Raw genomic sequence first — 15,268 nt, 5'->3', positions numbered from 1 at the left:
CAGAAGCTGTAGTAACCAACAAAGGCACACCAGAAGTCCAACCTGAATTACCCGCAGCTGTTGTTACTGAAAAAGGCGAGCCTGCAGTCCAGTCAGATTTACCAGAAGCAGTCGTTACTGACAAAGGTGAAGCCGAAGTTCATCCTGCATTACCTGAAGCTGTTGTTACTGACAAAGGCGAACCCGAAGTTCAACCAGCGTTACCAGAAGCTTTCGTCACGGAAAAAGGTGAAGCCGAAGTTCAACCAGCATTACCAGAAGCTGTTGTTACTGAAAAAGGTGAGCCTGAAGTTCAACCAGCTTTACCAGAAGCAGTAGTAAGTGATAAAGGTGAACCTGAACAGGTAGCCCCACTTCAAGAATATACTGGGAAAATCGAGCCGCTGAAATCAGAAAGTACAAAACCTTCTGAAGAAACTAACAATACAACAGAAACGAATAATGTTCAAAAAAATGCCAGTGCACTACTTAGAATGAATTTTGTTAAAGGTAATCAAGCGTTATCTGGAACTGGTTCAGCTACATTTATAGCACCTAATGTATTATTGACAGTAGCACACAATTTCATTAATAATTCTTCAGATAACAGCACGGGTGAATTTAGAGGAGAAAAGTCTAAAAATACATATGAATGGGTAACACCTGATGGACAAAAAGGTTCATTTACTTCAGAGGATATTCATTTTTATAATCAAAAAGATTATCCAAAAGGATTTATCTATGATTTAGCAGTGATTAAATTACCACAATCTTTAGAAAGAAAACATGTAAATCTAGTAGAAAATTACTCGAAAGTAAATATTCATGACAAACTAAATGTCTATGGATATCCAGGTGGGGAATATACGCACTTAAAAGATGCTACAGTTGAAATGGAACAAAAATATGCGAATAATACCTACGGTGTTCAATATCAAGGTGGAAAACCTGGTATGAGTGGTGGAGGAATATTTAATACTAACGGTGAAGTCATTGGTGTACACCAAAATGGTGCTAAGAACCGTTCAGGAGGATTAATATTATCTCCAACACAATTAGACTGGATTAGAAGTATTATAAATGGTAAAGAAATTACTCCGACATATGATGCACTAGAACGTCATAAAGATGAGAAAAAAGACGATGTTAAAGAAGAAGACGTTAATAAGAAATTAGAGCTTAGAAATATATCTTCTGTAGAACTATATTCAAAAGAAGGTGATAAGTATCGTCATGTAACTTCATTAGATTCTGCACCAAATGACCCACAAAATTACTTCATGAAAGTTAAATCAGAGAATTTTAAAGATGTGATGCTACCAGTTACAAGCATTACTAATGATAATAAAGATAATAGAGCTGTTTATAAAATAGTAGCAAGTGCAAATAATCTGATACATCATGAAAATAATAATGTATTAGAAAATTATACTTACTATTTACCAAAAACTCAGCAAAGTGAAACTGGTGTCTATACATCATTTAAAAATTTAGTAGATGCAATGAATAACACTCCTAATGGCACATTCCGTTTAGGTGCAACTATGGATGCTCGTGAACTTGAACTTCCAGATGGTCAAGAAAGTTATGTGAAAAATGAATTTCATGGAACATTAATAGGGCAAAATAATAATAAGTATTACGCTATATATAACCTGAAAAAACCACTGTTTAATGTGCTAAATAGCGCTACAGTAAAAGATCTTTCAATAAAAGATGCCAATATTTCAGCAAAAGAAGATGCTGCAACACTTGCAAAAGAAGCGAAAAATAGAACTGCAATTAGTAATGTTCATGCTGATGGAGCGATAGCTGGTGAACATGGAATAGGAGGATTAGTATCACAAGTTAATAATTCTACTATTTCTAACAGTAGCTATACAGGCAGAATAACTAATACATATAAAACAGTTGCTAGTTATCAAATCGGAGGTTTAGTAGGTAAACTTTCTGGTTCGGGAGCATTAATAGACAAGTCGATTGCGTCTATTGATATGGCGACAAATGCCAATACTGGAGACCAAGTTGTTGGTGGGATAGCTGGAGCAGTAGATAAGAGTGCACTAATTAGAAATAGTTATGCTGAAGGGAATCTAAATAATGTGCAGCGTTTTGGTAAAGTTGGTGGAGTTGTAGGTAATCTTTGGGATAGAGATTCTTCAGAAGTAAGTAACTCGGGTAACCTTACAAACGTATTAAGCGACGTTAATGTAACGAATGGTAATGCTATTGCGGGTGATAATTTTAATGGTATAAAAGTAAATGGCACATATAGCAACAAAAATAATAAAGTTGTGAACGTAGTAGCAGAAGATGATGAAATCTTAACTAAGGATTCTACTGTTCAAAGAGGAGAAGTATTAGAAGACGCACAGATTAGAGAGAAAAAAGCTGCTTTTGTATCTAAAAATACTATTAAAACAGAAGATTTTAATTTCTCTTCTAGATATGTAACTGACTATAGAAATCTTGAAAATGCCGTTTCATCAAAAGAAAAAGTATATAAAAATATAGAAAAACTATTACCGTTTTATAATAGAGAAACAATAGTTAAGTACGGAAATTTAGTAGAGTCAAGTAGTAATCTTTATAATAAAGAATTATTATCAGTTGTTCCAATGAAAGATAATGAAGTAATTAGTGATATTAACAAATACAAATCAAGTATAAATAAATTATTACTATATTACGCAGACAATACATCAGAGAAACTTAATGTAAATTATCAAAGTGATTTTTCAAATGTAGCAGAGTATAGAATAGGCGATACAGAATTAATTTACACACCGAATACATTACTTCGCAATTATAATAATATTTTAGATGAAGTATTACCAGCATTAAATAGTGTAGAATATAAATCAAAGGAAATTAGAAAAGTATTAGATGTTTCAAATGATGTTAGTTTAACAGAACTATATTTAGAAGAACAATTCAATACTACAAAAGATAATTTGAGAGATAGTTTAACGAAACTACTTACTGCGGATGCTGCAATAGTGGAAAATAACAATAAGGTAATAGATAATTATGTAATTGAGAAAATAAAAAATAATAAAGAAGCCTTACTTCTAGGATTAACATACTTAGAGCGTTGGTACAATTTTAAATATGGTGAAACAAAAGCAAAAGATTTAGTTATGTATCACTTGGATTTCTTCGGTAAATCAAATAGTTCGACGTTAGATAATGTTATCGAATTAGGTAAATCTGGATATAATAATTTACTAGCGAAAAATAATGTTATAACTTATAACGTTTTATTAGCGAAAAATTATAAAACTAATAATTTATTTGATGCTTTGGAAAAATATAGAAAAGCTTTTGTACCAGATAAAACAAATAATGAGTGGTTTAAAGAACAAACTAAAGCTTATATAGTAGAAGAAAAATCTACAATTAAAGAGGTAAGTGATAAGCAATCAATAGCTGGTAGTCCATATTCAATTGGAGTATATGATAGATTAACTAGCCCATCTTGGAAATACCCAAGTATGGTCTTGCCGCTATTAACATTACCTGAAAAATCGGTGTTTATTATAGCGAACATTTCGACTATAGGATTTGGAGCTTATGATAGATATAGAAGTAAAGAACATCCAGCAGGAACTAATTTAAATAACTATGTTGAGACAAAAGCAAAAGAAGCGGCAGCTAGATTTAGAGATCACTATGATTACTGGTATAAAATACTAGATGATAAAAATAAAGAAAAATTATATAGAAGTGTTCTAGTCTATGATGCATTTAGATTTGGAAATGATGAAGATAATAGGTTACAAGAAGCTAATTTTGAAACTAATCATCCAGCGATAAAACATTTCTTCGGCCCAGCGGGAAATAATGTTGTCCATAATTCTAATGGAGCATACGCTACAGGGGATGCATTCTATTATATGGCGTATCGTATGCTTGATAAAGATGGTGCGGTAACTTATACACACGAAATGACGCATAACTCAGATAGAGAAATTTATCTAGGAGGATATGGAAGAAGAAATGGACTTGGACCAGAGTTTTATGCTAAAGGATTGTTACAAGCTCCTGATCATCCAAATGATCCTACTATTACGATTAACTCTATATTGAAATATGAAAAATCAGAAGATCTAACTAGACTTCAGGTGAAAGATCCTACAAAACGATTTAATAATGCAGAAGATTTACAAAAATATATGCATAATATGTTTGATGTAATTTATATGCTAGAATATCTAGAAGGTAATGCAGTTGTTAAATTAGATATTTCTAAGAAAAATGAGTTGTTGAGAAGAATAGAAAATAAATTTGAAACAGATCCAGACGGAAGTAGAGTTTATGCAACCAATGTTATTCGTTATTTAAATACTAGTGAACTTAACAAATTAACCTCATTTAATAGTTTAATTGAAAATGATGTTATTACAAGAAGAGGATACGAAAATGGAAATGACAATACTTTTAAACGAAATGGATATTATACAATTAAACTATTCTCACCAATATATTCTGCTCTAAGTAATGATAAAGGAACTCCGGGTGATTTAATGGGTCGTCGTATGGCGTTTGAATTGTTAGCTGCAAAAGGATTTAAAGATGGAATGGTACCATATATTTCTAATCAATATGCGGAAGAAGCAAAAGCCAATGGTGATGTTATTACATCATATGGTAAAGTAATCGGTAATGTAACTGATGAGTTAGTACTTCAAAAAGTGTTTAATAATGAATATAAATCATGGGTTGATTTCAAAAAAGCAATGTATGAAGAACGAAAAGCTAAATTTAATAAATTAATGAGCATTAGCTTCGATAACCCAAATGGAAGTTGGTTCAGAAAAGATAGAGTGACAATAAAAAATATAGAAGATCTTCAAAGAATGATAACTACTGCTGTCAATGAAGATGCTGAGGATTATCTTGTGAATATATATCCAGAAAGAAGTAGAGTTCATAAACTTAAACAGGCAATCTTTAAAGCCTATCTTGATCAAACCGATGATTTTAGAAATTCAATTTTTGAGAATAAAAAATAGTATTTGCTATTAGGAAATAAAAAGTAAAGGTAGAGGATTACAATTGTCATTATTAAAAAAAAGATAGATTTTCCATTCGGAAAATAAAGGGTATTGTTGGTTCGGTATTCTTGGGGAGTCTTTTATTTGCACCGTCAGTTGTTGGTGCATCGACTTATCATTACTTGGATTATAGTAATTTGACACAAACTGAACGTGATCAACTCAAACAAGGTAGACCTGACGAATCAAAAGAATCATATGCTTTGGTTTATGAGAAAGACGCACTACCAAATACTGGTCAATCACAATCTATTATGACTGTATTGGGTTTATTGACCATCGGTAGTCTTGTTGTAGTTATTACAAAAGATAAGAGAAATAAAAAAATAGCTACATTTTTGATTGTAGGGGCGACAGGTTTAGTTACACTATCAACTACTTCAGCACTTAATTTGAATGCTAACATCCATGAGTCTGGACGTGATGGTGTGTTGCAAATTTCTGGTTACAGATATGTTGGTTACTTGGAATTTGATGAGAGAACGGTTTCATCGGTTTCGCTAGTTGAACAATCCAAAGTTATGACAGACAAAGGCGAACCCGAAGTTACAACAGCTTTACCAGAAGCTGTTGTAACTGAAAAGGGGGAACCCGCAGTTCAGCCAGCGTTACCAGAAGCAGTCGTGACAGACAAAGGCGAACCTGAAGTTCAACCAGCCTTACCCGAAGCAGTAGTCACTGAAAAGGTTGAACCTGCAGTTCAGCCAGAATTACCAGCAGCTGTAGTCACTGAAAAGGGAGAACCTGAGGTTCAAGCAGCCTTATCAGAAGCTGTAGTAACTGAAAAAGGCGAACCTGAGGTGCAACAAGCCCTACCCGAAGCTGTAGTAACTGAAAAGGGAGAACCTGAGGTGCAACCAGCCTTATCAGAAGCAGTTGTAACTGAAAAAGGCGAACCTGAAGTTCAACCAGCCTTACCCGAAGCAGTTGTAACTGAAAAAGGCGAACCTGAGGTGCAAGCAGCCTTACCCGAAGCTGTCGTGACCGACAAAGGCGAGCCTGAAGTACAAACAGCCTTATCAGAAGCAGTTGTAACTGAAAAAGGCGAACCTGAGGTGCAACAAGCCCTACCCGAAGCTGTAGTCACTGAAAAGGGAGAACCTGAGGTGCAAGCAACCTTATCAGAAGCAGTTGTAACTGAAAAAGGCGAACCTGAGATTCAACCAGCCTTACCCGAAGCAGTTGTAACTGAAAAAGGCGAACCCGCAGTTCAAGCTGAGTTGCCAGAATATACGTCAAAAGTTGCTCCAACTTTGACTTTAGATAAGGTTACAGAAGATGCGATGGATCGTTCAGCTAAATTGGATTACACTCTTGAAAATACAGGTAATGCTGAAATCAAGAGCATTATAGCTGAGATTAAAGATGGGGACACTGTTGTTAAGCGAGTTGATTTATCTAAAGAAAAATTGACAGACGCTATTCAAGGTTTGGATTTATTTAAAGATTATAAAATTGCAACAACAATGACTTACAACCGTGGTGAAGGTGATGAAACTTCTAAATTGGATGAAAAACCTTTACGTTTAGAGTTAAAAAAAGTTGAAATTAAAAATATCGCATCTACTAATTTAGTGAAGGTAAATGACGATGGTACTGAAACACCTAGTGATTTCATGACTGAAAAACCTTCAGATGAAGATGTGAAGAAAATGTACTTAAAAATCACTAGTCGCGATAATAAGGTAACTCGTTTAGCTGTTGACTCTATTGAAGAGGTGACAGAAGAAGGTAAAAAACTTTATAAAATCACTGCTGAAGCGCAAGATTTGATTCAACATACAGACCCAACGAAGGTTCGTAACAAGTATGTTCATTATATTGAAAAACCCCATCCTAAAGAAGATAATGTCTACTATAACTTTAAAGATTTAGTAGACGCTATGAATGTTAATAAAAACGGTACATTTAAAATTGGTGCAGATTTGAATGCAGAAAATGTACCAACGCCTAATAAAGAATATGTACCTGGGACATTTAGAGGTACATTGACCAGTGTAGAAGGTAACCAGTATTCAATTCATAACATGAAACGTCAATTATTCGGTGGTATCGAAGGTGGTTCAGTTAAAAATATTAACTTAGCAAACGTTAATATCAATATGCCTTGGATTAATGATATTTCAGCACTTGCTAAGACTGTTAAAAATGCGACAGTTGAGAATATCAAGGTTACTGGTAGCATTCTTGGAAACAATAGTATTGCTGGTATTGTTAATAAGATTGATCGTGGTGGCCTGTTAAGAAATGTAGCATTTATCGGTAAATTGCAGGCTGTTGGTGATCGTGATTGGAATTTAGCTGGTATTGCTGGTGAAATTTGGAAAGGTAACTTAGATAGAGCATATGCTGATGTAACAATCACAGGTAAACGAGCTAGAGCTGCTGGACTTGTCGCGAAATCTGATAATGGTATGGATAATTTCACTGTAGGAAAAGAGGGTTCTGTTCGTCATTCAGTTGCTAAAGGTACAATTGACATTGATAATCCAGTTGATGTTGGTGGGTTTATCAGTTCTAACTGGGTATTAGGGCAAATTGAAGATAACGTATCAATGGTGAAAGTTTCTAAAGGTGAGATCTTCTATGGTTCAAGAAATATAGATGACGAAGGTGGTTACTTCTCAGGTAATAGACTTGAAAATGATTTCGTTGTTCGTGATATGAGTACAGGAGCCTCTTCATATCAACGTTCTAAACGTGTTAAAGAAATTAGTTTAGAAGAAGCTAATAAGAAAATTACAGGGTACAATATAACAGCTAGTGGATTTGAAATTAGTGCTCTTCCTGAAGATACGCTTAACCGTACAGCACCAAAATCAGAGGAATACAAATCAACTCAAGACTACAAATCCGAACGTGATTTGGCTTATCGTAATATTGAGAAACTTCAACCATTTTATAACAAAGAATGGATTGTCAACCAAGGTAACAAACTTGCAGAAGATTCAAACTTAGCTAAGAAAGAAGTCCTTTCTGTTACGGGGATGAAGGATGGTCAATTCGTGACCGATTTATCGGATATCGATAAAATAATGATTCACTATGCAGATGGTACAAAAGAAGAAATGGGGGTCACACTCAAGGATTCTAAAGTCCAACAAGTGCGTGAATATAGCGTATCTGGTCTTGGTGATGTTGTCTATACACCGAATATGGTTGTTAAAAATCGTGATAAATTGATTGCTGATGTTAAAGCTCAATTATCAAGTGTAGAATTGATTTCACAAGAAGTCCGTTCCTTGATGGATAAACGAGATACATCTAGAGATCCTAATGCTAATTCGGATGAACGTAAGAATGGTTATATTAAAGATTTATTCTTTGAAGAAAGCTTTGCGGACGTGAAAGAAAATCTTGACAAACTAGTTAAAGCTATTGTTGAAAACGAAGACCATCAATTGAATGGTGATGAAGCTGCGATAAAAGCACTTCTCAAGAAAGTAGAAACCAATAAAGCTAAAATCATGATGGCTCTGACTTATCTCAATCGTTACTATGATATCAAATACGGTGACATGAGTATAAAAAACATCATGATGTTTAAACCTGACTTTTATGGTAAGACACCAAGTGTTATTGACAGACTCATCAACATCGGTTCGAGTGAAAAGAACTTGAAGGGTGATCGGACTCAAGATGCTTACCGTGAAATCATCTCAGGTAACACTGGTAAAGGTAATTTACGTAACTTCTTAGAATACAACATGCGTTTGTTCACTGAGGATAAAGATATTAACGATTGGTTTATCCATTCTGCTAAAAATGTTTATGTTTCAGAACCTAAGACAACAAATACAGAGTTGAAAGATAAACGTCATCGTGTGTTCGATGGTTTAGATAACAGTGTTCATGGACGTATGATTTTACCGTTGCTCAACTTGAAGAAAGCTCATATGTTCTTAATTTCAACATATAATACAATGGCTTATAGTTCATTTGAGAAATATGGTAAACATACAGAAGAAGCTAGAAATGAATTCAAAAAAGAAATTGATAAGGTTGCACATGCACAACAAACTTACCTTGACTTCTGGTCACGTTTAGCATTACCAAGTGTACGAGATAGATTGCTCAAGAGTCAAAATATGGTTCCAACACCTGTTTGGGATAATCAAACCTACAATGGTTCTCCTGTAGGTCGTCGAGGATTTGACAGTAAAGGTAACCCTGTAGCCCCAATTCGTGAATTATATGGTCCAACATGGCGACACCATGATAGAGACGGACGTATGGGCGCTATGGCTTCAATATTCACTAATCCAAATAATGATGACAAGGTCTTGTTTATGGTGACAGATATGATTAGTCCGTTTGGTATTTCAGCCTTTACACATGAAACAACACACGTCAATGACCGTATGTTATATTTTGGAGGAAATAGTCATCGTGAAGGCACCGACGTTGAAGCATATGCTCAAGGTATGTTGCAAACACCTGATAAATCTACAGGTAACGGTGAATATGGTGCTCTAGGTCTTAACATGGCCTATCATCGTGAAAATGATGGTGACCAATGGTACAATTATAATCCTGATAAGCTTCAAACTCGTGAAGACATCGATCGATATATGAAAAACTATAATGAAGCACTAATGATGCTAGATCATCTAGAAGCAGATGCAGTTCTAGAATCAGGGGTACCAGATATTAATACGAAGTGGTTCAAGAAAGTTGACAAGGCAATACGGACTATTGACAATTTGAATAAGCTCAAAGCGCCGAATCAATGGGATAAAGTTCGTGATTTGAATGAAGAAGAAAAAGCTAAAAAGTTATCAAGCATCAATGATTTAATCGATAATAATTTTATGACAAAACATGGAAATCCAGGGGATGGAATTTATCGTCCAGAGGATTTCACTCCAAACTCAGCTTACGTGAATGTCAATATGATGGCTGGTATTTACGGTGGAAATACGAGTGATGGTGCACCTGGTTCATTATCATTTAAGCATAATGCTTTCCGTATGTGGGGCTATTATGGTTATGAAAATGGCTTTATCAGTTATGTATCCAATAAATACAAAACAGAAGCAGATAAAAACAACCATGGTTTACTAAGCGATAAGCTAATAATTAATAAAGTATCGCAAGGAAACTTTAAAACCCTTGAAGAGTGGAAGAGACATTGGTACGGGGAAATTCTTGTTAAAGCTAAGAAAGGTTTTGAGGCTATCGATATTGATGGAACCCATATTAGCAACTATGATGAGTTACGCACTTTATTTGATAAAGCAGTTCGCAAAGATCTGGAGGGAATGTCAGATCCGAAAATTAAAGATCATTTCAAAAATACAGTGGACTTGAAATCCAAAGTATTCAAAGCCCTACTAAAAAATACAGATGGTTTCTTTAATCCTTTGTTTAAATGAATATAACAAATTGCTACTTAATATGATGTTGGGCAAAAACTAGCTTCAAAATAAAACCACACAGTGATAATTTCAGTTTTATACTCAATTAAGCTGAAAGAAACATTGTGTGGTTTTGTTTTATAGTCAATTGAAACAAGAAGAGGACATAAGAACCTCGTAAAAAGTATTGCACCTTAGTAATACAAAAGATTGAAGTTAGAATAATACAGTGTGCCTTCTAAAATATTATTAGAAATTGATTTGTTCATATTTTATTTCATTTTATTATAAAAAATTCTTGTTTATGATTTTTCATCTGCAAGCGATTTGCAGTAGATAAAAAGACTGAGAGCTTACTTCTCAGTCTTGGATATGTTGAAAGAGGTGGTCGAGTTGGTTTAGGTAGTCGGTGCGTGAATTGATAATTCTCAGGATATGGACTTCTTTTTCATGAATGAGGTAAAAGAGTAGGTATTGTTTAGAGACAATCATTCTGAGCGTGTTTCCTGGATAGAGGGAGTATCCGATTTTATGATCAAAGTTAATACCCCCCTCTGGTGAGAACATGAGTAGGTTGCTGGTTTGTTGGAGGCGAGTGATGACTTTCTTGGCTATGTTTTCACTGAACTCTGTGGAGTAATAGATGAAAATACCGTCTAAGTCTTGTCTAGCTTGTTCTGTAAAGCGTACTTTATAGTCCATACTTTGAAAAGACCTCGTCTGCGTCGTAGAGACGTCCTTCGATGATGTCTTGGTAGCCTTTATCTAGTTCTGCTTTGAGTTCGCCTAGGAAGACTTCTGCTTTGAGTTGGTCGGCTGTCTTAATTGGGAGACCTTTTTCAAGGACGATTTGTTCTACAAAAAGGTTGAGAGCATCTGAAAGGCTGATGTTTTTGCTTTCTAGAATATTTTTTGCTTCTTCGAATAGTTGGTTATTGACTCGGAAGTTATAAACTCGGTCTCGTGTAAGTGTTGACATAGTATTTCTCCTTGTAATGCTGTTGTATTACACATATCTTACAAAAAAACATAGAAAAAGTCAAGTATGGGGAAAATAAGCATTGGCAGTTTTTCATTACGTTGCAGTTTTGTAGAAAGATAAATGAGTGAATAGCAAAAGATTGGAATTTTAATCGAATTTAAAAGTTTCTTAATCTGGAAACAAGAGCAGACAAAATAAAGAAGTCATGATATAATATAAATTAGATTTCTATGTCATAAAACAAGAACTGTTTGAACATCATTCATTTTATGTTCAAACAATAGTAAAATAAAATAGGGACTCTAAACCCTTGCTACGAAAGGAAAAAAACTCAATGGCTACTATTCAATGGTTTCCTGGTCACATGTCTAAAGCACGTCGACAGGTTCAGGAAAATTTAAAATTTGTTGATTTTGTGACGATTTTGGTGGATGCACGCTTGCCTCTATCTAGTCAAAATCCTATGTTAACCAAGATTGTTGGTGACAAACCAAAACTCTTGATTTTAAACAAGGCGGACTTGGCCGATCCAGCAATGACAAAGGAATGGCGTCAGTATTTTGAATCACAAGGAATTCAGACTCTTGCTATCAACTCCAAAGAGCAAGTGACTGTAAAAGTTGTAACAGATGCGGCAAAAAAACTCATGGCGGATAAGATTACACGCCAGAAGGAACGCGGTATCAAGATTGAAACCTTGCGTACCATGATTATTGGGATTCCCAATGCTGGTAAATCAACTCTCATGAACCGTTTGGCTGGTAAGAAAATTGCTGTTGTCGGTAACAAGCCAGGTGTGACCAAAGGGCAACAATGGCTTAAAACCAATAAAGACCTGGAAATCTTGGATACACCAGGGATTCTCTGGCCTAAGTTTGAGGATGAAACTGTTGCGCTTAAGTTGGCATTAACAGGAGCTATCAAAGACCAGTTGCTTCCTATGGATGAGGTAACTATTTTTGGCCTCAATTATTTCAAAGAACATTATCCAGAAAAGTTGGCTGAACGCTTCAAACAAATGAAAATTGAAGAAGAAGCACCTGTTATCATTATGGATATGACCCGCGCCCTCGGTTTCCGTGACGACTATGACCGCTTTTACAGTCTCTTCGTGAAGGAAGTCCGCGATGGCAAACTTGGTAACTATACCTTAGATACATTGGATGACCTCGATGGCGACGATTAAAGAAATCAAAGAGCTCCTTGAAACGGTCAAATACATAGATAGCCCTATCTTTTTAGAACTCGAAAAAGATAATCGCTCTGGAGTTCAAAAGGAAATCAGCAAGCGTAAAAAAGCCATTCAGGCTGAATTGGATGAGGTGCTTCGTTTGGAATCCATGCTTTCCTACGAAAAAGAACTGTATAAGCAAGGATTGACCTTAATTGCTGGTGTTGATGAGGTCGGCCGTGGTCCTCTGGCTGGACCTGTAGTCGCTGCAGCCGTTATTTTACCTAAAAATTGTAAAATTAGAGGTCTCAACGACAGCAAGAAAATTCCTAAAAAGAAACATCTGGAAATTTTCCAAGCTGTCCAAGACCAAGCCTTGTCAATCGGCATTGGAGTTATGGATAATCAGGTTATCGATCAAGTCAATATCTATGAAGCGACCAAACTAGCCATGCAGGAAGCAATCTCCCAGCTCAGTCCTCAACCAGAGCACCTTTTGATAGATGCCATGAAACTGGAGTTACCAATTTCACAAACCTCCATCATCAAAGGCGATGCTAATTCCCTCTCAATTGCAGCAGCTTCTATAGTAGCCAAGGTGACACGTGATGAATTGATGAAGGAATACGATCAGCAGTTCCCTGGCTATGATTTTACTGCTAATGCAGGATATGGAACTGCTAAACACCTAGAAGGACTGGAAAAGCTAGGAGTTACCCCAATTCACCGAACCAGTTTTGAACCCGTAAAATCACTGGTTTCAGGAGAAAAAGAAAGTTAAGTTAGAAGGAATGATTATGGAGGAACAGTCAGAAACACTCAGTTCCAAGAAAGAATTTGCCTTTGCCTCAAGCACCATATTATCCCAAGTTGGACGAGGAATCATTGTCGGTCTCGTCGTTGGAATCATCGTTGGATCTTTTCGGTTTTCAATCGAAAAAGGCTTCCACCTGATACAAGGACTTTATCAAGATCAAGCGCACCTAGTGCGCAATCTTTTTATACTGGTTTTATTTTACGTACTCATCTGCTGGATTAGTGCTAAACTGACACGTTCAGAAAAAGATATCAAAGGCTCAGGAATCCCTCAAGTCGAAGCCGAACTGAAAGGCCTCATGACCCTCAACTGGTGGGGCGTTCTTTGGAAAAAATATGTGCTAGGAATTCTTGCCATTGCCAGTGGACTCATGCTGGGGCGTGAGGGACCCAGTATTCAACTTGGAGCAGTTGGTGGAAAAGGTATTGCCAAGTGGCTCAAATCCAGTCCAGTAGAGGAACGTTCCTTGATTGCTAGTGGTGCAGCTGCAGGACTAGCTGCAGCCTTTAATGCACCGATTGCAGGACTTCTCTTTGTGGTAGAAGAAGTTTATCATCATTTTTCACGCTTTTTCTGGGTATCTACTCTCGCAGCTAGTCTCGTAGCAAACTTTGTCTCACTGCTCATATTTGGCCTAACACCCGTACTGGATATGCCAGATAACATCCCTCTCATGACACTTGATCAGTATTGGATTTACCTCCTTATGGGAATTTTTCTAGGACTTTCTGGTTTTCTCTATGAAAAAGCTGTACTCAATGTCGGTAGAGTTTATGACTGGATAGGTCAAAAAATCCGTTTGGATAGAGCTTATTATCCAATTCTGGCCTTCATTCTCATCATACCAGTGGGAATTTTCTTACCTCAAATCCTTGGTGGTGGAAATCAACTTGTTCTTTCCCTAACTGAGCAAGATTTTAGTTTTCAAGTTCTATTAGCTTACTTTTTGATTCGTTTTGTTTGGAGTATGATTAGTTATGGAAGTGGGCTTCCAGGAGGAATTTTCCTACCAATTTTGGCGCTTGGGTCCTTACTTGGTGCCCTAGTTGGTGTTATTTGTGTCAATCTTGGACTTGTTAGTCAAGAGCAGTTTCCTATCTTTGTCATTCTGGGAATGAGTGGCTATTTTGGAGCAATATCCAAGGCTCCCTTAACTGCAATGATACTCGTAACTGAAATGGTAGGAGATATTCGCAACCTCATGCCACTTGGATTAGTGACCTTGGTTGCCTATATTATCATGGATTTACTCAAGGGTGCCCCAGTCTATGAAGCTATGTTGGAAAAAATGCTACCAGAAGAAGCAACAGATGAAGGAGAAGTCACACTTATTGAAATCCCAGTTTCAGATAAAATAGCAGGAAAACAAGTACACGAACTCAACTTACCACATAACGTACTCATCACCACCCAAGTCCATAACGGTAAAAGCCAAACCGTTAACGGTTCAACCAGAATGTATCTCGGAGATATGATTCACCTAGTTATTCCAAAAAGTGAAATTGGGAAAGTAAAAGATTTATTGTTGTAGGAGCTTTTTACATAATTCATGTTATGTAAAAAATAAACTTCTTAATTAATTAAATATATTAGGAAACCGATTCTCAGCAATGAGATCGGTTATTTTTTACTTACAAGATATCTCACATACAAATAATTGAACTTGGATAAAAATAAGACTATAATCAAGTTAAAAATGATAAAGCATAAAGCTAGAAAGGAGTTTACTGTATCAAATCTTTACAGTAAGATTAAAATCATGAAAAAGAAAACGATAGCAATTATACAATGCATTTTGTATCTCATAGCTCCTTTTATACCTCTTCAGTTATGTAGAATGAACAGAAGCTTAGTGGTTGAGTTCTTTATTATTTTCTTTATTCTGTTGACTATTTCATTCTGGTT

General features: G+C 35.8%; 7 protein-coding genes. 5 read left to right on the top strand and 2 right to left on the bottom strand.

Translation table 11 applies throughout. The annotated features are described in order from the left end of the window. Positions 1–4,994 (top strand): ZmpA/ZmpB/ZmpC family metallo-endopeptidase (locus FBF73_RS04940; protein WP_136937154.1); only part of this gene is annotated, 4,994 nt, incomplete at its 5' end. 110 nt (positions 4,995–5,104) lie between these two features. Further along, complete coding sequence (locus FBF73_RS04935; protein WP_240798244.1) at positions 5,105–10,411, top strand: ZmpA/ZmpB/ZmpC family metallo-endopeptidase; 5,307 nt, start codon at positions 5,105–5,107, stop codon at positions 10,409–10,411. 342 nt (positions 10,412–10,753) lie between these two features. Here the strand turns inward: FBF73_RS04935 and FBF73_RS04930 are convergent, their stop codons facing one another. Both FBF73_RS04930 and FBF73_RS04925 read right to left on the bottom strand, forming a co-directional pair. Next, positions 10,754–11,095, bottom strand: coding sequence for a type II toxin-antitoxin system RelE/ParE family toxin (locus tag FBF73_RS04930; RefSeq protein ID WP_136937152.1), 342 nt, complete (start codon positions 11,093–11,095; stop codon positions 10,754–10,756). Continuing rightward, on the bottom strand, positions 11,085–11,372 hold the full coding sequence (locus tag FBF73_RS04925; RefSeq protein ID WP_000105961.1) for a type II toxin-antitoxin system RelB/DinJ family antitoxin: 288 nt from the start codon (positions 11,370–11,372) through the stop codon (positions 11,085–11,087). The genes FBF73_RS04930 and FBF73_RS04925 overlap by 11 nt, the downstream gene beginning before the upstream one ends. A 337-nt stretch (positions 11,373–11,709) precedes the next feature. On the opposite strand from FBF73_RS04925, the gene ylqF reads away from it, so the two are divergent. The 3 genes from ylqF to FBF73_RS04910 are packed head-to-tail and all read left to right on the top strand — an operon-like array spanning position 11,710 to position 14,894. Continuing rightward, positions 11,710–12,561, top strand: a complete 852-nt coding sequence (ylqF, locus tag FBF73_RS04920) for a ribosome biogenesis GTPase YlqF (protein ID WP_136937151.1) — start codon at positions 11,710–11,712, stop codon at positions 12,559–12,561. After that, on the top strand, positions 12,548–13,327 hold the full coding sequence (locus FBF73_RS04915) for a ribonuclease HII (RefSeq protein WP_136937150.1): 780 nt from the start codon (positions 12,548–12,550) through the stop codon (positions 13,325–13,327). The genes ylqF and FBF73_RS04915 overlap by 14 nt, the downstream gene beginning before the upstream one ends. 16 nt (positions 13,328–13,343) lie before the next feature. Then, positions 13,344–14,894 carry a ClC family H(+)/Cl(-) exchange transporter gene (locus tag FBF73_RS04910; RefSeq protein ID WP_136937149.1) on the top strand — a complete coding sequence of 517 codons (1,551 nt, stop codon included), beginning with the start codon at positions 13,344–13,346 and terminating at the stop codon, positions 14,892–14,894. The last annotated feature ends 374 nt before the right edge of the window (positions 14,895–15,268 follow it).

The organism is Streptococcus mitis, assembly GCF_005144795.1.
Classification (GTDB): domain Bacteria; phylum Bacillota; class Bacilli; order Lactobacillales; family Streptococcaceae; genus Streptococcus; species Streptococcus mitis_BB.
The sequence above is the reverse complement of the archived record's forward strand: the minus strand, read 5'-3'. Positions and strand labels throughout refer to the sequence as shown.